The sequence below is a fragment of the Vibrio sp. 10N.286.51.B11 genome (genome assembly GCF_041469245.1).
Lineage (GTDB): Bacteria > Pseudomonadota > Gammaproteobacteria > Enterobacterales > Vibrionaceae > Vibrio > Vibrio crassostreae_C.
Genome location: NZ_JBFRKI010000019.1, coordinates 1 through 19947, shown reverse-complemented (window position 1 = coordinate 19947; position 19947 = coordinate 1). Strand labels below are relative to the sequence as shown.

The window sequence follows — 19947 nt, the reverse complement described above, 5'->3', positions numbered from 1 at the left end:
TGTTTTTATTATGGAAATCTTGTTTTCAAGCAGTCTACTCACCTTGCATCGTAGCGATCACAGTTCGGCTTCCACCACAATCCCGGTGCTCTCCTAAGTAAATGCCCTGCCATGTTCCTAAAGCTAAACGACCATTGCTAATTGGTATTGTCACACTGGCGCCAAGTGTCGATGCTTTAATGTGGGCAGGCATGTCATCATCACCTTCATAGGTGTGTCTGTAGTAGGGCGCTCGCTCTGGGACAAACTTATTGAAGTGCGATTCCATATCGGTACGGACGGTAGGATCTGCGTTCTCATTTAATGTGAGGCTGGCAGAGGTATGTTGGATAAAAAGATGTAATAAACCAACAGATAGAGAGTTGATATCGTGTATCTGTTGTTCAATTTCATCAGTAATGAGATGAAATCCACGCTTTCGTGCATTTAGGTGTATAGTCTTCTGAATCCACATACGCCATCCTTTATAATGTATTTGGAAAAAAAGTGGTTTAACGCTATCTTTTGAACTTGAATTTATCAGGTCTCGCTCACATTTAATTATGTTAGAGCTAGAGTCTGTACCGATTCTTCTGTCAGGAAATCTAATCCTGATTTATCTCAAGGTACAGCTCTTCATATGCGGCATAATACGTCGTGAAAAAAAATTACAAAGAATCTTTCAGTGGTGGCGCGGTTTGGTCATCACAGAAAAATATAAACTTTCGCCTAATCGGGGGTTCTATTCATCACCTAGGTGACGTTTAGAATAAAACCTACAGTAACATCGGGATAGATACCATGTTGAAAAATATCAACCCAACGCATACACAAGCGTGGAAAGCTCTAACGGCACATTTTGAGTCTGCTCAAGATATGGATATGAAAGAGCTGTTTGCTCAAGATGCAAAGCGTTTCGAGAGCTTTTCTACTCGTTTCGGTTCTGACATCTTAGTGGATTACTCTAAGAACCTTATCGATGCTGAAACTATGCAGCACCTATTTGCTCTTGCGAACGAGACTGAAGTTAAGTCTGCAATCGAAGCAATGTTCGGTGGTGATGCAATCAACAAGACTGAAGGTCGTTCAGTACTTCACACTGCTCTACGTAACCGTAGCGACAAGCCAGTAATGGTTGACGGCAAAGACGTAATGCCAGCAGTTAACGCTGTACTAGCAAAAATGGAACTGTTCACACACCGCATCGTTTCTGGTGAGTGGAAAGGTTACACAGGTAAAGAGATCACTGATGTTGTAAACATCGGTATCGGCGGTTCGGATCTTGGTCCATACATGGTGACTGAAGCACTAACGCCATACAAAACTCGCCTAAACATGCACTTCGTTTCTAACGTAGATGGCACTCACATCGTTGAGACACTTAAGCCTCTTAACCCAGAAACAACGCTATTCTTAGTGGCATCTAAAACATTCACGACTCAAGAAACAATGACTAACGCGCACTCTGCACGTGATTGGTTCTTGGCTGAAGCGGGTGACAACGCACACGTAGCTAAACACTTCGCAGCACTATCAACTAACGCAACTGCGGTCGCTGAGTTTGGTATTGATACTGACAACATGTTCGAATTCTGGGACTGGGTTGGTGGTCGTTACTCACTATGGTCTGCAATCGGTCTTTCTATCTCACTATCTGTTGGCTTCGATAACTTCGTTGAGCTACTAGAAGGTGCTCACGAGATGGATAACCACTTTGCTTCAACTGAGTTTGAAAGCAACATTCCAGTAATCCTTGCGCTTATCGGTATTTGGTATAACAACTTCCACGGCGCTGAGTCAGAAGCAATTCTACCTTACGATCAATATATGCACCGTTTTGCGGCTTACTTCCAACAAGGCAACATGGAATCGAATGGTAAATTTGTTGACCGTGACGGCAATCCAGTAGAATACCAAACTGGTCCTATCATCTGGGGTGAACCAGGTACAAACGGTCAGCACGCTTTCTACCAACTGATTCACCAAGGCACTAAGCTGATCCCATCAGACTTCATCGCGCCTGCTATCAGCCACAACCCAGCATCTGATCACCACCAGAAGCTAATGTCTAACTTCTTTGCTCAAACTGAAGCTCTAGCTTTCGGTAAGACAAAAGAGACTGTAGAAGCTGAATTCCTAGCTGCGGGCAAAACAGCTGAAGAAGTTGCTGAGCTAGTACCTTTCAAAGTGTTTGAAGGTAACCGCCCAACGAACTCAATTCTTGTTAAGCAAATCAACCCTCGCTCTTTAGGTAACCTAATCGCGATGTACGAGCACAAGATCTTTGTTCAAGGTGTTATCTGGAACATCTTCAGCTTCGACCAATGGGGTGTAGAACTTGGTAAGCAACTAGCAAACCAAATTCTTCCAGAGCTTGCTGATGATGCTCAAGTAACATCTCACGACAGCTCAACGAACGGTCTAATCAACGCATTTAAAGCGCTTAAAGCTTAATTGAGTCGATAGCATCCAAAAAACGCCAACCTTCGGGTTGGCGTTTTTGTATCTGTAGAGCAAGCAATGGTTAAATCGCAGGTAATAAAAAAGGCTGGCATTATGCCAACCTTCTTTGATACTCAGTACTGCTAGAAATCAACAGCTGTTATTCGAAACAGATCTCGATGAAAGCATTACCCCATTGAGATGAAAAAGGCATGATGATGATTGCCCCATCACACTTGTGACGAATCGTATGACCTTTACCGGAAACCACGATTGGCGTTGCCATATCGAAGTCAAAGCCGCTTTCCGCAAGAATACGTTTTGCACCGCCAGTCACCATATTAGTGATTTCACCCACCATATCGGTCACTTCTTCGTTCAAGCCATTTGGTCGTTCACCCAACATGTTTTCCATGATTTCTAGGGCAAGACCTTCATCAAAAGTGATCGACATTGAGCCACGAGATTGTGTGCCAACCATACCAATTAGGCCGGATACATCACCACGAGCGATTTCATCTTTCTTAACTCTTGGTTTTTGTGGCTTCAATTCAAGAGAAGCCATCGTTTTTAGTACATTCATCAAAGAAGCTAAAAACGGGTTTACAAATTCAGCGCGCATAATGTTCTTCTATAATCTTATTCTTTCATCTCGGAGGAGCAAGATTGGCAAATGCCATGCGATTCAATGACATGATTGGTCAATTGAAAGCCATGCTTCTCAGCGTTACTAGCGAGTAGAGTGACAAGCGCATCGTCTTGCAATTCTATCACAGTGCCACATTTATCGCAGATCAGTAGTTGGGAGAAATGTTTGTTTGCATTGCAAGAACAGCAACATATGAAGCTATTGGTTGATTCAACTCGGTGAATGAAACCTTGTTCCAACAAGAAATCCAAAGCACGATAAACTGTAGGAGGCTTGGCTTGCGGTTCACTGACTTTCAACTGCTCTAATAATTCATAAGCACTGGAGGCTTTTTTATTAGAGAAAATGAGCTCAAACACTCGCTTTCTTTGAGGTGTTAATCTAACGCCTCGCGATGCGCATATCCCTTCAACTTGCTCTATTAATGTGTGGTCCAAATTTTTCACCATTCAATCGGACATCCCTAATCAAACCTTATTTCTAGGTTACTACGTTTTGGGAGCCAATGATTTCTATTAAAGTCAGGTACAGAGCGTATTGTGACCCACGACTTTGAATAAGACAAGGTAACTCAAAATGACAGTGTGACTCAAGGCATAACTGATTAGTGAGGCTGAATTAGAGGTTTGGTGAATAGGTTTAAATAAAAAATGTGAGGTAAAGTTGATATGACATCTTCATTTGAGTTCAATTTAGCTCAATTAATTTTTCTTACAATAATGTGCTGTTTTAAATCACATTTCTTATCGCATATTGTTCCTTATTCGCTAAAATCGATGCCTAATATAGACTAGAAGAAGACTATTGACCCCTCCTGTCAACATGAGCTTGTCATGGTGTATTGGAGTTTTAGTCTTTAATTTCAAATGCTTGGAGTTAAGCTGTGGAGCAAGTAAACAAAGAATCATTTCTGAAACTGTTGTCCATCTATAATCAAAGAGAAAAACGTTATCAACAACGTTTGGATGACTTTAAGGCCATGAGGGATAAGCTTGAAGAAGTGGAAGAACCAAGAGTTAAAAAAAATGAGCTATACATCAAACTGGCTATAGCCGCAGCTATTATTTTAGTCATCGCCTTTATCTTTATTTAAGTCGTCAAATTGGAAGGGAATAAAATGAAAAAGCATTTTGACGCTTTGGCTAAAGCTTCATTAGAAAGTAGTCATCTTAACCTTGGTGAATGGTATGAAAGCTATGGTTTAGCACTGCACTTATTCAAGTCTGATAGCAAAATTTACACAAAGGCGATGAAAAAGCGAGACGGTCATAAAAAGCACATTGCAAAATATATTGAACCTAAGTTACTCACCACGGAAGGAGTAACTGAGGAGTTTAAAAAAATAATGCGTTGGAAGACCTTTGTTGAACGATGGGACGCATATTACGAACCTATTGCAAAGCCTCAAGATCGCGTGCATCACTTGTCTGCAGTATTGGAGGCTTTGTCCGATGAAGATGTTCCACGAGCTTTAATCGAAATCGATAATTTGCCGGTTGACTACTTGATCAACGATACTTTTTGGGGCGAGGTCATTCTCTTTATCGTTGCCGCAAGATCAGGAGATCAAGAGCAGGCCCGATCAATAACGCAAGAACTGTACAACATGGCGCAGAGCGATCACAACACAGCGTTACTTAGCCATTTGTTACCAGCTTTATGTAAGAAATATTTAGATGAAGAGTATTATCCATGGCAAATGAAGGCTCGTGTAGTGAACTGGAATGGAGAAACTTATCATTGTGTTCCGGTATTAATACACAACTTTGATGCTTTTGGTGGTCAAGAGTACATAAACCATACTCCTGTCAGACAACGTGCTCGCGTTGAAAGAAAACATAGCGTGGATTACGTGTATTCTACAGACCGTTATGGAAACCGAGGTCAAAGCATCGCGAGTGCGACTGCTAATGTTGGAATCGCCGTAGCGAGTGCGACAGGTAAAGTTATCGGCCATACTTTGCTTTTGGGCGCCGCAGGGGCGATATATCTAGCGTTAGCCGGTAAGATTCGAGTAAATCACTACAATAATTCCAATCATAAGATAGTCTTAAATCGTAAGACCGAGATGCCTGTCAATTCGTGTGGTTATATCGTGACTAAACAGAACAGTACTATTGAACCATGGCAGGATGAAGAGGGGAGCGAAAGCATAGACAATAGCTTTTCGTTTTTGAACTTCACAGATGGTTTGGCTTATCCATGTCGAAAGGGGTATGACATCCCAGATGAACAAGGGCTTATTCAATTATTATTTGATGAAATAATGTAATCATGATTTGTATTTATGAGTTTTTGAGCCTTTGCTTTCAATCAAATTAAACCATTAAATACGTCCACTCCAACAACATATCAACAATCGAAATCAATGGTTGGAGTCATCATATATTAGCACTTTGCGGTCTCCGTGCTTGGAGGCCGACTTTGTCGTGCTCAGCGTGTGAAACCCAGTTATGTCACATATAAGCTACCAACGGATAAGGATCTCATGTTTTCACCACCTTCACGTGTAACCACGCTTTCAAGAGGGCTGCTTGTCACTACTATTGCTCTTATTCAGGGATGTTCATCTACAGATAAAGTAACACCACCACAACCAACCTTGGAGCGAGGGCTTGGATTACCTGCAGATGCAAAACTAATCTCGAATCATAACTCAGCAGAGGGGCGAGAAATGTTTCGTGATATGCAGTTGGCGTTAAAATCGCGCAATCTTTATCAAACCATGGGAGGGGATATCTCTTACATCAAAGGACAGTGCCCTATTGATGTTATCGCCCACCGTGGCAGCTCTAATTATGCTGAAAACTCTCGTAATGCGATTCAAATGGCGGCGGTAAGTGGTTTTGATGGAGCAGAAATTGATGTGATGCTGACGCGTGATAAAGATTGGGTTGTACATCACGACATAGAAACAGGAAGAGCAACCGCTCGAAGTGATGGTAAGCGATATCGCGTGAGTCGTATGAAGAGTAGTGAGTGGAACTCTCTGAGTGGAAGGAGCCCTGACGGAACATTAGATGGGTATCGTCCCGCTTATTTCAATGAAGCCGTGAATGATTGGTACCATTACGCAACGATTGAACAACCCCTTAATATTGAAATAAAAACATCAGATGGCTCCATGGAAGATTTGTTTAAACTCGACGAAATGGCCAGACAAAGTCTCCCCTATAGAAACTATTTTTATTCATCAATGGATATGGACGTTCTGAAAAAAATGCGGGAAATCAATTCAAGTGTTTATCTTGGGTATGTATGGGAGCCTCATTCGGCGTCGGTTGCTCAGTTTAAGCGAGATGCAAAACGAGGCATGGGTTCTGATGATTATTATCAGAAAAATAAAAAGAATATCGATCGCGCCTTTGCTATGGAGGGGCGTTATCGTAAGCATAAGCCCAAACATTCCGCTAAAACGGTAAAACGAATACTTGGCCCCAATAGTGGATTACATGTTGATATAAGAAGTTACCGACAATATGCGACAATTTACAGCCGTGCGAAAGCGCAAGGCATGAAGGTGGTGACTTATACGATTAACGGAACGGATTACCACCAAGATCAATTGGTCTCGTTAGCTAAGGCAGGTCGACCTCTGCCAGATGAGGCGATCATGGATACCAGTAAGTTCTCTATTTGTCAGCAGCTTGCTCCACAGCTTGTCGTTCAATCAAATGGCTACCAACCCACAACGTTAGCAGGCGAAACCGTTGCTGGCCTACCCAATGACGCTGATTTTCACCGACTCTATGAACAAATAGATTACCTCAAAGATGGCCATTACATCACTAACCGAGGTCTCATTAGGAGTGTGTCATATTCCAAGCCTGCTAGCGTGAAAGGTGTGAAAAAAAGAACGCAAACAACGCAGAGCGCGAAGCCAGCAGTGCTGTTTGATATTCAAGATGAAGATTTAAATTTAAGTAACGATGCGATCAGCATTTCGATGCCGACAGAAAAATGATGTTTGATGAGAACAGGGATAGACAAATTATGGAAGCGTTAAGATGAAACCAGTTCCTAGCCAGGACGTAATAACCACAAATAATAAGAAGCCGAAATGGTTGGCTGTTTTGTTGTTTTTTTGTTCACTTCTTTATCTTTTTCCTGAAGTCGCTTTCAACGCCAAGTTGGTTGAAATTGCGGGTGGAATCGATGTTAGTGATGCTCAATTACATAAAACGGAGCTATTTGGCCGAACCATCTCAGGGATCGGGGTGACTTTAATTGTTGCGGATTTTCTACTTAAAGGATGGCTGACCACGACGAAGTTTCGCGCTATTTCATCGTTGGTCGTGATTACAGCTTTGGTTTGGCCAACGGTTTTTTTTGGTCAAAAGGCGGTAATAGATAAATGGTTGATTGAACCGAGTAGTGCAAAGCAGAGACAGGAGGCTTTCTTTTCCTCTGTACTGCGATCTAGTTTAGCGATGAATGCGATTAATATCGAAGGGATCCCTTATAACTCAGAGGCGAGTACCGAGTCGTCAGAAATGACTTTTCTCGCTTTGATCGGTGGGTTGGTTTACAGCAATGATGCATTCTTAAGTCATATTGATGATAAGAAAGTTCAAATTTTGGATCGTTATATTCAAAATCGAGCAAACGCCAATTTCGATGAGCACTATGCGAACTATAAAGTATTACGGAGTGAAGTTCAGCAATCGTGGCATCAATATCAAAAACATGTTGGGGCGTATAATCAGACGGTAGAGTCTCGCCATCAAAAGGCCAATCAAGCGTGGGAAGAGGTCGAGTCGACCGTCGCGACGGGGTATCGTGATTATCAACAGGCGAGTAAGGCCTATTTAACGAGAGCAGAGGCGAGAGCACAAAGAGTTGCACAACCTATTTTTGACCTATTTGATGATAAAGAACGCTGTTATAAACGCAAAGGAAGCTCAAGAGCCAATTGTATCAGCCGCATTGAAGATCGCTATGAACGCTTATTAAAAGATAACTCGATTCCCCACCAACCGATGGATTATTGGTTAGAGAAAACCTTTCGACGAACGAAAGGTGAAACATCTTGGGGGGAAGCATTCGGTTCTCTAGGCTTATCAGTTATCCAAGCCGGTATTGAGCAGGCGACAGGGCAAGCTGGAGAAGCCATTCAAGATAAAACGTATACCAATAGTGTCGCTCATTACACACCACGAATACTGGCAGTGTGGCAAAAACAGTTCTTAAAAGAGACCGGTTATCCTATGGGAATCGACTCTATGTCGGAGTTTCGCTCCCACTCTACAACAGCAAGTAAGGTTCGTACTCAAGTTCATCGAAAGGGGATCCATTTAGACTCCAATTGGCAAATAAACCAAATTAGCGTGTTTAAAAATGCAGTCAGAAACAAAGTTATGAAGGACACCAAAGCTCGTTGGCATGCCGAGGCAAAGCAGCGGGGTTACGACATTGAACCGAACTTATCTTGGAATGATTTTCAAAAAGTAGCCGAAGTTCAGCAACAAATAAAGAATCGTATGGGCGAACGTTATTACGTCGAGCCCATGATGGCGACGTGGAATAATAAGCAATTTTACCAACAGGTTATTGTTCCAAATGTGAGGCGTGAGAGAGATTATTGGCTAGGTTATATTGAGGCGTCACGCGCTCAGTTTGCTGATGATGGCCCTTATGCTGAACAAGGCAAAGCGGCATTGCGTTCTATCATTGTGCCGCCAATATCAATGGGACTATCGCTATTTCTCGTTGTCCTAACGGTGTTTAAGCTGCCAGGAAAATTTATCGCGTTGATGAATTGCCATAAACCACGGCCAGCACCGAACTTGAAGAGCAAGGCTCTGAATATAGGCAGCTCGTTTATCGTCATATTCGTTATTCTTGTTGTGCCTGTGAATGTATTTTCATCCAAGTACACTCAAACGGACTCAACGATTGGCTTTTTCTTAGAGCAAGTCAGTGACACACTATCTCCGTCGGCTTCTTATGCCGTTCGTTGGGTGATACATACTCAACCGTTGATTCATCCACTTGGCGCTCAAATAGACAAAAGTATGCGTATTACTGATGGGTTTTCTACCTCTTTGGAGCATTCGGTAGCGGAGTTTGATGGTGTTTTTGCTCGTTATTTAACTCAGCGTGCTGAGAGCGAACCGGTGAGTTCAGCTAAAAACAATAATGAAGCCCAAACGGAGTTTCCTATGTACATCAATTCAAATGCACAGAACCAACCGGGTTTTAAGGTTCGAATAATGAATATTAAGCCTAGGTACCAAGCCGGTATGCGATTGCCAGAGGGTAATTATGATGTTGAGGTCCGTGCCAATGGATACCAACCAAAGCGTTTATGGGTAAAGCACAGTAAAGGAAAAGCCTCTCACCGAATCGAACTTGAAAAGTTGGTTATTTAAGTCCGCGTCATAGAAAGTGAACAGAAGAAAATGATCTGCTCCTTCCACTAAAAAGGGTTTAGCGTTACTTGGCGCGGGAGCTGCTTTGGTAGCTGGTCACCCTGAACTTATCACCGCGAGCGTATCGGCAGACGGTGTTCAATTCGGTGGCATTATTGGCGCAAGTGCTCCAATAGTATTTGGCCTATGGGAAACTCTACGCAATGAATTTAAGGGAGATGAATGATTGATTTTCCTATTTTACCCATATTAACAGAGCTAGGTTTGAAGCCTACAGAAGTATTGATTCTAGGAATGCTTTGGCAAAATGTTAGGGGGACAAAACACTTATTGGATAAGTTAGTTCAACGTGTTGTTGAGCTTGAAACCAAGCATAATTGTGGGTAGTGGCACTATTTTTCGACAGAATTGAGCGGAGAAAAAAGTCATTCGATTTTGTAGCGTATTGCTCTAGTTTTATATTGTCGTTATCAATCACAATAATTTCAAAGAGATGAGAATATAATGTATTGTTACGCTCTAGATTAAATAGATTTTCAATTATGTATGTATAAACAGTTAAGTTTGTTGTGGTGGCTTAATGAGCAGAAATTACATGAAATCACTTGAAAGTTAACTTATATATGAACTAATATTACCGGTATATCGAGTTGGTCAGCAATCTAAAGAAAAAATTTCAAGGAGAACGTCTAACAGTCGTTCATTGTGAAGGTGCACTCGAAAGTTTCGAGAACGCTATAAATAGTGTTAATCCACCCAAAAAACGCACCGGAATGGCTATGTGGATGGTCAGACAGATTGAACAGTTAGCGAATAAAGGACGTTTGTCAGGTGAAAACTATCCTTTAGAAGGAAATCTACCTAAAAATGGTGGGAAATTCCGTGCACTTAAAAAAATCCCTATCAGAGGGTATTGTTGGCACTCGAAAAAACATCCGCATACAGTTTTTATCAGTCACTACATATATAAAGCAAAGGATAAGCTTGATCAAAAAGACACTGATAGAGTTGTTGCCAATTGGCGAAAAATTGAGGAGTAGGTTATGAACGCAAGAGATATGTTCTTCCAAGAGGGAACTGTCTTCAGCAATGCCGAAGAAAAAGCGTTTGCAAGAGATGATCTTGTTTACACTGTTACAGAAGACCTCCTAATGATTATGGAAGATAAAGGAGTTAGCAAAGCAGAGCTAGCTAGAAAACTAAGTAAATCTAAGTCTTACGTGACGCAGGTTTTGAGTGGCTCTCGTAATATGACGTTGGGTTCACTATCTGATATTTGTTTTGCACTTGGTGTTAAGCCAAATGTTATTTTACCTGTAGAGCTTCCTGAAAAACCAGAGAGAAAAAACTTCTGGTCTAATGTTACACATGTAAAGAAAGTTCCAAAATATAAAAAAGAAGCGAATGTCTACAAAGTAGATGCAGTTACTTGGAATCGAGAAAAGAAGGTAGCCTGATGTCTAGCGATTGCACCAACAAAGGTGTAAAAAATTTATTAGTTGATCAGATTAAGATGCGCAGTTTCTCTGTGCATGTTGATGATAGTATTGAATTAGAAGATATAGAAGAAGAGCACTTAGAGTTCACTCAGATCATGAGACATACAGGGACGATAAGAGAGCTTGTAATGGATAATGAAGAAGAGGAACAGGATAGTGACGTTCCTCCTTATATGTACAAGTTCTATGTCTCTCTAGGAATCCGTAGCTTATACGCTGATGATGCAGAGAAAGAGCCTACTGATGAATCTATTGAAGCTATCATGGAAATAAAAGCCGAATATACCATTCAATACCGCTCTAAATGTAGTCTGTCTCAAGAAGAGTGTTTTGAGTTCGCTGAGAGCCATGTTTACTTTCATGCATGGCCGTATTTTAGAGAATTTGTACAATCATCATGTGCAAGGCTAGATGTCGCAGCTATCCCTCTTCCTCCTTATCGAGTTTAGTTGGGTAACTCAGTCATCTCTCATGTAGTTTATGGGGATAAAGTTGAGTATAAACTTGCCATAAAATATTTAAGTTACGATGACCAGTCACTTGGGCTACTTCTTCAATGGAGTAGCCTTTCTCAAATAAACGACTTGCCCCCTCTCTGCGTAAGTCGTGATATCTCAAATCTTCAATACCTAATTCATTTCTTACTCGCTGAAAGCCTGCACTAACGCTTCGTGAGTTGTACGGGAAAATAAGTTCGCCTTTGTTTGGCTGCTTTAGGGTGATCTCAAATGACTCACCAAGCAGCGGTACAATCATGTGATTACCTTCTTTCTTCCTTGGGTCTTTTCTGTCTCTGACAAGAATTGTTTTATGTTCTTGGTTGAGATCTTCCCAACGCAGCTTGCAGACTTCACCAATTCGCATACAAGTAAGAATGCTGAACTCAAGAATATCGGTGAATGGGATTCGAGTTGTGCCGTTTGGCCGGAAAGATTCACGTTGTTCTAATCCAAGCTTTAAGAGTTTCAGTTCTTCAGAAGTTGGGCGACGTGTTCGTTTCTGACTCTTACCGACTAACCCCATATCAATCAGAACGGGTACGGCTTCATCAAATATCTGGTGATTGGTGTCGATGTTGAAGACAGGCTTAGACTTTTTCATTACAGAACGTAGGTAAGCAATATCATGATAAATCGTTGCGGGTTTGGCTCCTGCGCCTCTTCTATTTTTACAGTGCTCGATTAAGTCGCTAGTTCGCAGTTGATTGCTCTCAACATTGGCGATGTCGCAATCCCTAAGCATTTTAATAACGTAGCGTTTTGTGCGGCCTGTATTGTCCCAGAGATCACGCTCAGCCATGAACAAATCGAGGAGTACCGAAAGGGGGACTGTTTTTGGCTGATTGAGTACCCCTTGAGCTTCTAGTTCAGCTACCCTTTTTTTACCGAAAGCTTTAGCGAGTGCTTTCTTTTTTAGAGTTTTGCTTTCCCTGTGTATAATGCGCGAATTCTTTTTAACGATGATTGTTACCTTGAACCTTGGTTCACCGCTTTTTAGCTTTCTGGTCTCGATGGTATAACTTGCCATTGTCCAACTCCTAAAGGGGTACTTGAGGGGTACTACAGGAAGTAATTCCGTTTAATTCTAGGTAATTCACTGTATGTTTGTACAGTATTAATTGAGACTGAATCATGACAAACACTAATAAAACCAGTAAATACGCTAGTAACCGACTTTCTGTTGCACCCATGCTCGATTGGACTGACCGCCACTGTCGTTACTTTCACCGTTTGCTTTCTCAGCAGACTCTTCTGTACACGGAAATGGTAACAACGGGCGCGATCTTACATGGTAAGGGCGACTTCCTAGAATATAACGAGCAAGAACATCCTCTTGCACTTCAACTCGGTGGTTCAAACCCGGTTGATCTTGCGGCTTGTGCCAAGCTTGCTGGTGAGCGTGGTTACGATGAAGTGAATCTTAACGTAGGTTGTCCTTCAGACCGAGTTCAGAATGGTCGATTTGGTGCATGCTTGATGGCTGAGCCCGAGTTGGTGGCAGATTGTGTTTCAGCGATGAAAGAAGTCACTGATATTCCAATTACCGTGAAAACGCGTATCGGTATCGATGACCAAGACTCTTATGAGTTTCTAACTAAGTTTGTTTCGACGGTTTCTGAAAAAGGTGGCTGTGAGCAATTTACTATTCACGCGCGTAAAGCGTGGTTGAGTGGCCTTAGCCCGAAAGAGAACCGTGAGATCCCACCGCTAGATTACGATCGTGCATACCAAATCAAGAAAGATTTCTCTGATCTGGTGATTGCCGTGAATGGTGGCATTACGACTCTTGAGCAAACTAAGGAGCACTTGCAACATCTTGATGGTGTGATGATTGGTCGTGAGGCTTACCATAGCCCATTTATTTTGGCTGAAGTTGATCAACAGATCTTTGGTTTAGACACACCAATTAAGAAGCGCTCACAGGTTGTCGAAGAGATGTACCCGTACATCGAGCGTGAACTTTCAAATGGCGCAAGTTTAGGCCACATCTCTCGTCACATGCTTGGTTTGTTTCAAAGCATGCCTGGTGCAAGACAATGGCGTCGCTACATCAGTGAAAACGCACATAAGAAAGGTGCAGGTATTGAAGTGATGCAAACAGCATTGGCTAAGATCCCTAAAGAGCTAAATGTTTAAGCTCCCTCTAAGTTAAAAACTTAAGGTTAAATTCGCCACTAGAGGCTAAATTTACCACTGTAAGTTTCTGAAAAGCCACGCATGAAGATGTGTGGCTTTTTATTTATCTGATAAATAAGGGTTTTATTGGTTTGGCACACTTGGTATGGAAGCTGCAATGTTAGAAAGTAGGAAAGATAGGTCATTAACTCATTAGGGAGACCATTATGTTTGAATTAATCTTTGTTCTTATTTTCGTCGCAACTCTACTTGTCACTGGTATCACGTTTATGACGGTATTGGCTGCAACCGGAGTAGCGTTATTAGTCATGTTGGTCTTAGGTATGATGGGGGTCGTGTTTAAGTTACTGCCTTGGTTGATCGTGATTGCAATCGGTGTGTGGTTTTTCAAAAACTTTGTACACAGTTCTAACCAAAGACGTTACTAAGGTCATGGTGTCGTCATATCTTTGATCGTCAGCGGTTTATCGTTTGAGAATTTAAGATGTGTGATAGAATTTTCCCCAATAATCTATGAATGTGCATACAATTAGCACAACGATATGGAATTGGAGCTATCTCAAATGAATAAAATGCCATTAATTGCTTTAGTGGGAATGCTATCTTTAAGCTCGGCAGTGTCTGCTGAAGAAGAGTTTTCTTACACGGCTAAAGTCGGTGCCGATATGTGGTGGGGAAGTACAAAGCTAAACGAAGTTAGACAAGATGATGACTCTAACTCACCTTCGTTGTATTTCGCATTTGAGCATAATGCCCCGATGCTACCAAACGCTAGCTTTCGCTATACTTCTGTTGATGCAGATTCATTGGCTTTCGATAAGTACGATTACACCTTCTATTACACGTTGTTAGATCACAAGCTGATGAACTTCGATGCGGGTGTGACGTTTACTCAATACTCAAACTCGAATTACATTGAACCAAAAGCAACAGGTGCGAAAACATCGACGTTTGATGAGTTCACGTGGAGCTTCTACGGTAACGCAGAGATCAATGTGCCGGACACCAACTTCGATATCATTGGTACGATGGAGTTCGGTGATAGCAGTGGTATTAAGAGCACTGACTTGATGGCGGGTGTTCAGTACCGAATCCCTGTATCAGAATCTGAAATTGCCCTGCGTGGTGGTTACCGTGTTATCGATTTAGATTCGGATGAGTTCTTTAGCTCAGAACTAGGTAAGAGCTTTGTTATGGTCGATGGCTGGTTTGCTGGTGCTGAAGTGCGCTTCTAGGCCATATAAAGCAAATTTAGAGCGAATTTTAAGAACGCCACTTTATTAAGTGGCGTTTTTTATATCTATTGGTTACTTGAGTATATATCTTTCTGGAATTAGTTAGCACATTCATCACTTTCGACCATCCTTAATACAGAGAGCCAATTTGCGTCTATTCTTATAAGGTCTATGTAGTGAGGTCAAAGCAAGGGATGGAATATGACACTCAATGAATTACGAAATTTATATAGAGAAAACCTGTTAGTTGAAGCTATCATAGAGCCCTCAATTCAAGAAGGGTCTTGGGTTGTGGAGTTTCGCCATATGGGAGGTGGCTTTGTTCTGCTTACTGATGTTCATGGTGAAGAGTGCCATTACGCGGATTTAGACCTAGCATCTAAATCGGCAATGGCGGTTGGCTTTCAGCAAGTGCGTATTGAAAACCAGTAAGTCAATTTACGTTTCAATCGGTTTTTACTTCCAAAAAGTTATAAAACATACTTTTCTATTCTTTCTTGTTATTAAAAGGAGTGGTTAATCTATCGTCACGCAATGATTAGGGATGTCGTGACCATGTCTTTAAATAAGAAAGAGTCTTCACAAAACAATAATGCACAGTCTGGGGCTAATGAGTTACCTGGGCTAGCAGCACCACTTAATGACCAACAATTGGGTCATCTTCAGCAAACTGTTTCTGAACTGTCTTCACAACAACTGGCATGGGTCAGTGGTTACCTTTGGGGAGTGAGCCAAGCTCAGCCTGTCGGTGCTGCTGCGCCAATCGCTCAAGCGGCCGCTGCAGTAGCGGCTAAGCCAGCGGGTAAGCTCAGCATTATCTTCGCTTCTCAAACCGGTAATGCGAAAGGCGTCGCTGAATCGCTCGAGGCAGAAGCAAAAGCCTTAGGTATTGCTGTCGAGCTTTTCGATGCAAGTGATTATAAAGGTAAGAACCTAGCCAAAGAGACACACGTCATTTTTGTGGCTTCAACCAATGGTGAGGGCGAAGCCCCTGATAACGCTATTGAGTTGCATGAATTCCTACAATCGAAGAAAGCGCCAAAATTATCAAACCTACAATACGGTGTGATTGGTTTAGGTGACTCAAGCTATGAGTTCTTCTGCCAAACGGCTAAAGACTTCGATAGCTTCCTCGCTAAGCTTGGTGCTAAATCGTTTGTCGACCGTCTTGATTGTGATGTTGATTACGAAGAATCAGCAACGGAATGGCGCGCTAAAGCATTAGAGCAAGTAAAAGAGACGCTATCGACAGGCACTGAAGCCGATGTGGTTCAATTACCAGTCGGTCAAGCGGCCGCCGGTCATTCGCAATACACCAAACAAAATCCATATACAGCGACACTATTAACCAGTCAAAAGATCACGGGTCGTGACTCGGGTAAAGATGTTCGTCATATCGAGATTGATCTTGATGAGTCGGGCATTACCTACCAACCCGGCGATGCGCTAGGCGTATGGTATGAAAACAGTTCAGAACTCGCAAATCAGATTCTTTCTAAGGTTGGGTTGTCGGGTATCGAAAGTGTCGATGTCGATGGTGAGAATCTATCTATCCATAGTGCGCTAGTGAGTAAATTTGAGATTACCACTTCAAACCCTCAACTTGTGACTAAGTTTGCTGAGTTATCGGGCAGCAAGAAGTTAATCAAGCTGGTGGAAGATAAAGACAAGCTTCGTGAATACGCGGGTAATACTCAAGTTGTCGATGTTTTAGCTGAGAAGAAAACTAAGCTATCGGCTGATGAGTTAATTGGCCTGTTACGTAAGCTGACACCGCGTCTCTATTCTATTGCATCAAGCCAAGCAGAAGTAGATGAAGAAGTTCACTTGACGGTTGGTTTGGTTGAATACCAAAAAGGCGAAGAGTCTCGTTTAGGCGGAGCTTCTAGCTTCTTAGCTCAACGTCTTGAAGAGGGTGGTGAAGTGAAGGTGTTTGTTGAGAACAACAATAACTTCAAATTACCACAAGACGACAATACACCAATCATCATGGTCGGCCCGGGTACCGGTATCGCACCGTTCCGCAGTTTTGTTCAAGAGCGTGAAAACAATGATGCTGAAGGAAAAAGCTGGTTGTTCTTTGGTGACCGTACCTTTACTCAAGATTTCTTATACCAAGTTGAATGGCAAAAGTACCTCAAGTCTGGCGCGCTAACTAAGCTCGATGTTGCCTTTAGCCGTGACCAAAAAGAAAAGGTTTATGTTCAGGATCGTTTAATCGAACAAGCAGAGCAGGTGTGGCAATGGCTGCAAGAGGGCGCGTACCTCTATGTCTGTGGCGATGCGACTCGAATGGCTAAAGATGTTCATGAAGCGTTAGTTTCGATAGCGGAAAAGCATGGCAACCAGAGCCGCGAGCAAGCTGAACAATATATTAATGATTTACGTAAAGCGAAACGTTACCAAAGGGATGTGTACTAATGAGCAAGCAAGTAATAGAGCAAGAAGTGCTAGGTCAAGTACTTGGACCTTTGGCTGACAATGAGCGTCTTAAGCGTGAAAGTAATAACCTACGCGGTACGATTGAACAAGATCTCCAAGACCGCATAACAGGTGGCTTTACTGCTGATAACTTTCAGTTGATTCGTTTCCACGGTATGTATCAACAAGACGACCGTGATATTCGTAACGAACGTACCAAACAAAAGCTCGAACCGTTACATAACGTCATGCTTCGTGCTCGTATGCCTGGTGGCATCATTACCCCTAAGCAGTGGTTGGCGATTGATAAGTTCGCAGACGAAAGTACCTCTTACGGTTCAATTCGTCTAACAACTCGTCAAACGTTTCAGTTCCACGGTGTCTTGAAGCCGAACATTAAGTTGATGCACCAAACGCTAAATAGCATTGGCATTGATTCAATTGCGACAGCGGGTGATGTAAACCGAAATGTTCTATGTACGACAAACCCGGTTGAATCTGAACTTCATCAAGAAGCTTACGAGTGGGCGAAAAAGATCAGTGAACATCTATTACCGAAGACTCGTGCTTATGCAGAAATCTGGTTAGATGGTGAAAAACTAGAAACAACGGATGAAGAACCTATCCTTGGTAGCAACTACCTACCGCGTAAGTTCAAGACGACGGTTGTCATTCCTCCGCAAAATGATGTGGACGTCCATGCTAACGATCTTAACTTTGTCGCTATTGCTGAAGACGGAAAGCTGGTGGGCTTTAATGTGTTAGTCGGTGGCGGTCTTGCTATGACACATGGTGATACCTCTACTTATGCACGTAAAGCTGACGACTTTGGTTTTGTGCCATTAGATAAAACGTTAGATGTAGCAGCGGCGGTGGTAACGACTCAGCGTGACTGGGGTAACCGTTCAAACCGTAAGAATGCAAAAACCAAATACACACTAGACCGTGTTGGTATTGATGTATTCAAAGCAGAAGTAGAAAAGCGTGCAGGCGTAGAATTTTCTGAAAGCCGTCCTTATGAGTTTACTGGCCGTGGTGATCGCATTGGTTGGGCGGAAGGCATTGATGGTAAGCACCACTTGGCGTTATTCATCGAGAATGGTCGTTTACTTGATTTTCCGGGTAAAGCCCTGAAAACAGGTGTTGCTGAAATAGCGAAGATCCACAAAGGTGACTTCCGCATGACAGCGAACCAAAACCTAATTGTTGCAGGTGTACCTAAGAGCCAAAAGGCAAAAATTGAAAAGCTGGCACGTCAATACGGTCTGATGGATGATGCCGTTTCCGAGCAGCGTAAAAACTCAATGGCTTGTGTGGCATTCCCAACATGTCCTTTAGCAATGGCAGAAGCTGAGCGCTTTCTTCCTGAGTTTGTAACGGATGTTGAAGACATTCTGAAGAAACATGGATTACCAGAAGAAGATAACATCATCCTTCGAATCACAGGTTGTCCAAACGGTTGTGGTCGTGCAATGTTGGCTGAGCTTGGTTTAGTCGGCAAGGCTCCGGGGCGTTACAACATGCACTTAGGTGGCAACAAAGCCGGAACTCGTATCCCTAAGATGTATAAAGAGAACATCACTTCAGCTCAGATCTTAGAAGAGATTGACTCGCTGGTGGGACGTTGGGCTACGGAACGTAACGACAATGAAGGGTTCGGTGATTTTACAATCCGAGCTGGCATCATCGAAGAGGTGATCATTTCCAAGAGGGATCTGCATGCATAATTCTGTCGCTTCAAAATTGAAGTTAGCAGAGCTACTCGCATTGACTAAGACGGAGCAAATACTTCGTCTTGGACAAATCAACGCAGAGTTAGAGCAGCTAACCGCATTAGAAAGAGTTAAGTGGGCTTTAGATAATTTAGAAGGGACACATGTTGTGTCTTCTAGTTTCGGAATCCAAGCAGCATTGATGTTGCACCTAGTGACCCAAGCAAAACCAGATATTCCGGTTATTTTGACTGACACAGGGTATCTATTTCCGGAGACCTATCGCTTTATTGATGAGTTAAGTCAGAAGTTGACTCTAAACCTTCAAGTCTTTCGCGCCCAACAGAGCCCTAATTGGCAAGAAGCGCAATATGGAAAACTTTGGGATCAAGGTATAGAAGGGATAGAGAAGTACAACAAGCTTAATAAAGTTGAACCGATGAGAAGAGCGTTGGATGAGCTCGAGGCTGGGACATGGTTTTCCGGTTTAAGAAGAGAGCAATCTCAATCGCGTGCAAATTTGCCAATCTTATCTATCCAAAATGGTGTGTTTAAATTTTTGCCGGTAATCGATTGGACGAATAAAGATGTTCACTATTACCTAGAAGAGCATGGTCTCGGTTATCACCCGCTTCGAGAGCAGGGTTACCTTTCTGTTGGAGATACACATACAACTAAGAAGTGGGAACCGGGTATGACTGAAGAGGAAACTCGTTTTAATGGGTTGAAACGCGAATGTGGTCTCCATGAAGATGATGGAGAGCAATATGGTTCTGGGATTTAGACTCGTTGCCATTTAAAAAGCTGCCATGAGGCAGCTTTTTTGTTTTCTAGGATGAAAATCAGAGCAATTGTGGATAAGTCTGTGGTTATTTTGTAAGTACTCTGTAGTTAAACTTGCACAAATAAGGCTTTGAGTGTTTATTCGCCATGTAATCGTTATTTTTGCATCTTTCTTTAATAAACACTTGCCAATGTGATGAACATCTCTATAATGCCGCCT

22 protein-coding genes are annotated in these 19947 nt (G+C 42.4%); 17 read left to right on the top strand and 5 right to left on the bottom strand.

What is annotated here, in order from left to right:
• Positions 1–34: 34 nt before the first annotated feature.
• The gene (locus AB4154_RS10145; protein ID WP_102398013.1) at positions 35–454 is read right to left on the bottom strand and encodes a secondary thiamine-phosphate synthase enzyme YjbQ; all 420 of its coding nucleotides are present in this window, start codon (positions 452–454) and stop codon (positions 35–37) included.
• Positions 455–780: 326 nt separating this feature from the next.
• Between AB4154_RS10145 and pgi the strand changes: the two genes are divergently transcribed.
• Complete coding sequence (gene pgi, locus AB4154_RS10140; RefSeq protein ID WP_372122873.1) at positions 781–2433, top strand: glucose-6-phosphate isomerase; 1653 nt, start codon at positions 781–783, stop codon at positions 2431–2433.
• A gap of 148 nt (positions 2434–2581) precedes the next feature.
• Here pgi and AB4154_RS10135 read toward each other — a convergent pair whose 3' ends face one another.
• Positions 2582–3043, bottom strand: coding sequence for a chemotaxis protein CheX (locus AB4154_RS10135; protein ID WP_017059940.1), 462 nt, complete (start codon positions 3041–3043; stop codon positions 2582–2584).
• A 17-nt stretch (positions 3044–3060) separates the two neighbouring features.
• Positions 3061–3519 carry a zinc uptake transcriptional repressor Zur gene (gene zur / locus AB4154_RS10130; protein WP_017078243.1) on the bottom strand — a complete coding sequence of 153 codons (459 nt, stop codon included), beginning with the start codon at positions 3517–3519 and terminating at the stop codon, positions 3061–3063.
• A gap of 434 nt (positions 3520–3953) precedes the next feature.
• On the opposite strand from zur, the gene AB4154_RS10125 reads away from it, so the two are divergent.
• The 9 genes from AB4154_RS10125 to AB4154_RS10085 all read left to right on the top strand — a co-directional run bounded on the left by AB4154_RS10125 (position 3954) and on the right by AB4154_RS10085 (position 11389).
• Positions 3954–4163: a hypothetical protein gene (locus tag AB4154_RS10125; protein ID WP_017059942.1), complete on the top strand. Its 210-nt coding sequence runs from the start codon at positions 3954–3956 to the stop codon at positions 4161–4163.
• Between the two features lie 24 nt (positions 4164–4187).
• Entirely contained in the window at positions 4188–5342 is a 1155-nt protein-coding gene (locus tag AB4154_RS10120; RefSeq protein WP_017059943.1) for a hypothetical protein, read from the top strand.
• A gap of 216 nt (positions 5343–5558) precedes the next feature.
• Positions 5559–7034 (top strand): glycerophosphodiester phosphodiesterase, encoded by a 1476-nt coding sequence (locus AB4154_RS10115; protein ID WP_017065767.1) that lies wholly within the window; start codon positions 5559–5561, stop codon positions 7032–7034.
• Between the two features lie 43 nt (positions 7035–7077).
• The gene (locus tag AB4154_RS10110) at positions 7078–9441 is read left to right on the top strand and encodes a hypothetical protein (protein ID WP_372122871.1); all 2364 of its coding nucleotides are present in this window, start codon (positions 7078–7080) and stop codon (positions 9439–9441) included.
• Positions 9442–9526: 85 nt separating this feature from the next.
• Positions 9527–9667 carry a hypothetical protein gene (locus tag AB4154_RS10105; RefSeq protein WP_372122869.1) on the top strand — a complete coding sequence of 47 codons (141 nt, stop codon included), beginning with the start codon at positions 9527–9529 and terminating at the stop codon, positions 9665–9667.
• Positions 9664–9828, top strand: a complete 165-nt coding sequence (locus AB4154_RS10100) for a hypothetical protein (protein ID WP_181360447.1) — start codon at positions 9664–9666, stop codon at positions 9826–9828. Before AB4154_RS10105 ends, AB4154_RS10100 begins: the two co-directional genes overlap by 4 nt.
• A 386-nt stretch (positions 9829–10214) precedes the next feature.
• A complete protein-coding gene (locus AB4154_RS10095; RefSeq protein WP_146162167.1) occupies positions 10215–10481 on the top strand; it encodes a hypothetical protein in 267 nt (88 codons plus the stop codon).
• A 3-nt stretch (positions 10482–10484) separates the two neighbouring features.
• Positions 10485–10898 carry a helix-turn-helix domain-containing protein gene (locus AB4154_RS10090; protein WP_239937558.1) on the top strand — a complete coding sequence of 138 codons (414 nt, stop codon included), beginning with the start codon at positions 10485–10487 and terminating at the stop codon, positions 10896–10898.
• On the top strand, positions 10898–11389 hold the full coding sequence (locus AB4154_RS10085) for a hypothetical protein (RefSeq protein WP_239937557.1): 492 nt from the start codon (positions 10898–10900) through the stop codon (positions 11387–11389). Before AB4154_RS10090 ends, AB4154_RS10085 begins: the two co-directional genes overlap by 1 nt.
• Before the next feature lie 13 nt (positions 11390–11402).
• On the opposite strand, the gene AB4154_RS10080 is transcribed toward AB4154_RS10085, so the two are convergent.
• Positions 11403–12467 (bottom strand): tyrosine-type recombinase/integrase, encoded by a 1065-nt coding sequence (locus AB4154_RS10080; protein ID WP_372122866.1) that lies wholly within the window; start codon positions 12465–12467, stop codon positions 11403–11405.
• A gap of 104 nt (positions 12468–12571) precedes the next feature.
• On the opposite strand from AB4154_RS10080, the gene dusA reads away from it, so the two are divergent.
• The 7 genes from dusA to AB4154_RS10045 all read left to right on the top strand — a co-directional run bounded on the left by dusA (position 12572) and on the right by AB4154_RS10045 (position 19728).
• Positions 12572–13576 carry a tRNA dihydrouridine(20/20a) synthase DusA gene (gene dusA, locus AB4154_RS10075; protein WP_019822275.1) on the top strand — a complete coding sequence of 335 codons (1005 nt, stop codon included), beginning with the start codon at positions 12572–12574 and terminating at the stop codon, positions 13574–13576.
• Positions 13577–13782: 206 nt separating this feature from the next.
• Entirely contained in the window at positions 13783–14004 is a 222-nt protein-coding gene (gene pspG / locus AB4154_RS10070) for an envelope stress response protein PspG (RefSeq protein ID WP_017059950.1), read from the top strand.
• Positions 14005–14139: 135 nt separating this feature from the next.
• Entirely contained in the window at positions 14140–14811 is a 672-nt protein-coding gene (locus AB4154_RS10065; RefSeq protein WP_017059951.1) for a TIGR04219 family outer membrane beta-barrel protein, read from the top strand.
• 201 nt (positions 14812–15012) lie between these two features.
• A complete protein-coding gene (locus AB4154_RS10060) occupies positions 15013–15243 on the top strand; it encodes a hypothetical protein (protein WP_004735813.1) in 231 nt (76 codons plus the stop codon).
• Positions 15244–15366: 123 nt separating this feature from the next.
• A complete protein-coding gene (locus tag AB4154_RS10055; RefSeq protein ID WP_136981990.1) occupies positions 15367–17232 on the top strand; it encodes an assimilatory sulfite reductase (NADPH) flavoprotein subunit in 1866 nt (621 codons plus the stop codon).
• A complete protein-coding gene (cysI, locus tag AB4154_RS10050; protein ID WP_017069028.1) occupies positions 17232–18959 on the top strand; it encodes an assimilatory sulfite reductase (NADPH) hemoprotein subunit in 1728 nt (575 codons plus the stop codon). Before AB4154_RS10055 ends, cysI begins: the two co-directional genes overlap by 1 nt.
• On the top strand, positions 18952–19728 hold the full coding sequence (locus AB4154_RS10045; RefSeq protein WP_017059954.1) for a phosphoadenylyl-sulfate reductase: 777 nt from the start codon (positions 18952–18954) through the stop codon (positions 19726–19728). The genes cysI and AB4154_RS10045 overlap by 8 nt, the downstream gene beginning before the upstream one ends.
• Before the next feature lie 12 nt (positions 19729–19740).
• Here the strand turns inward: AB4154_RS10045 and AB4154_RS10040 are convergent.
• Positions 19741–19947 (bottom strand): hypothetical protein (locus AB4154_RS10040; RefSeq protein WP_206361182.1); only part of this gene is annotated, 207 nt, incomplete at its 5' end.

Bases quoted from the DNA above. Each gene is read 5' to 3' on its own strand.
- AB4154_RS10145 (WP_102398013.1), bottom strand. From the start codon at position 454: ATGTGGATTCAGAAGACTATACACCTAAATGCACGAAAGCGTGGATTT.
- pgi (WP_372122873.1), top strand. From the start codon at position 781: ATGTTGAAAAATATCAACCCAACGCATACACAAGCGTGGAAAGCTCTA.
- AB4154_RS10135 (WP_017059940.1), bottom strand. From the start codon at position 3,043: ATGCGCGCTGAATTTGTAAACCCGTTTTTAGCTTCTTTGATGAATGTA.
- zur (WP_017078243.1), bottom strand. From the start codon at position 3,519: ATGGTGAAAAATTTGGACCACACATTAATAGAGCAAGTTGAAGGGATA.
- AB4154_RS10120 (WP_017059943.1), top strand. From the start codon at position 4,188: ATGAAAAAGCATTTTGACGCTTTGGCTAAAGCTTCATTAGAAAGTAGT.
- AB4154_RS10115 (WP_017065767.1), top strand. From the start codon at position 5,559: ATGTTTTCACCACCTTCACGTGTAACCACGCTTTCAAGAGGGCTGCTT.
- AB4154_RS10110 (WP_372122871.1), top strand. From the start codon at position 7,078: ATGAAACCAGTTCCTAGCCAGGACGTAATAACCACAAATAATAAGAAG.
- AB4154_RS10100 (WP_181360447.1), top strand. From the start codon at position 9,664: ATGATTGATTTTCCTATTTTACCCATATTAACAGAGCTAGGTTTGAAG.
- AB4154_RS10095 (WP_146162167.1), top strand. From the start codon at position 10,215: ATGGCTATGTGGATGGTCAGACAGATTGAACAGTTAGCGAATAAAGGA.
- AB4154_RS10090 (WP_239937558.1), top strand. From the start codon at position 10,485: ATGAACGCAAGAGATATGTTCTTCCAAGAGGGAACTGTCTTCAGCAAT.
- AB4154_RS10085 (WP_239937557.1), top strand. From the start codon at position 10,898: ATGTCTAGCGATTGCACCAACAAAGGTGTAAAAAATTTATTAGTTGAT.
- AB4154_RS10080 (WP_372122866.1), bottom strand. From the start codon at position 12,467: ATGGCAAGTTATACCATCGAGACCAGAAAGCTAAAAAGCGGTGAACCA.
- dusA (WP_019822275.1), top strand. From the start codon at position 12,572: ATGACAAACACTAATAAAACCAGTAAATACGCTAGTAACCGACTTTCT.
- pspG (WP_017059950.1), top strand. From the start codon at position 13,783: ATGTTTGAATTAATCTTTGTTCTTATTTTCGTCGCAACTCTACTTGTC.
- AB4154_RS10065 (WP_017059951.1), top strand. From the start codon at position 14,140: ATGAATAAAATGCCATTAATTGCTTTAGTGGGAATGCTATCTTTAAGC.
- AB4154_RS10060 (WP_004735813.1), top strand. From the start codon at position 15,013: ATGACACTCAATGAATTACGAAATTTATATAGAGAAAACCTGTTAGTT.
- AB4154_RS10055 (WP_136981990.1), top strand. From the start codon at position 15,367: ATGTCTTTAAATAAGAAAGAGTCTTCACAAAACAATAATGCACAGTCT.
- cysI (WP_017069028.1), top strand. From the start codon at position 17,232: ATGAGCAAGCAAGTAATAGAGCAAGAAGTGCTAGGTCAAGTACTTGGA.
- AB4154_RS10045 (WP_017059954.1), top strand. From the start codon at position 18,952: ATGCATAATTCTGTCGCTTCAAAATTGAAGTTAGCAGAGCTACTCGCA.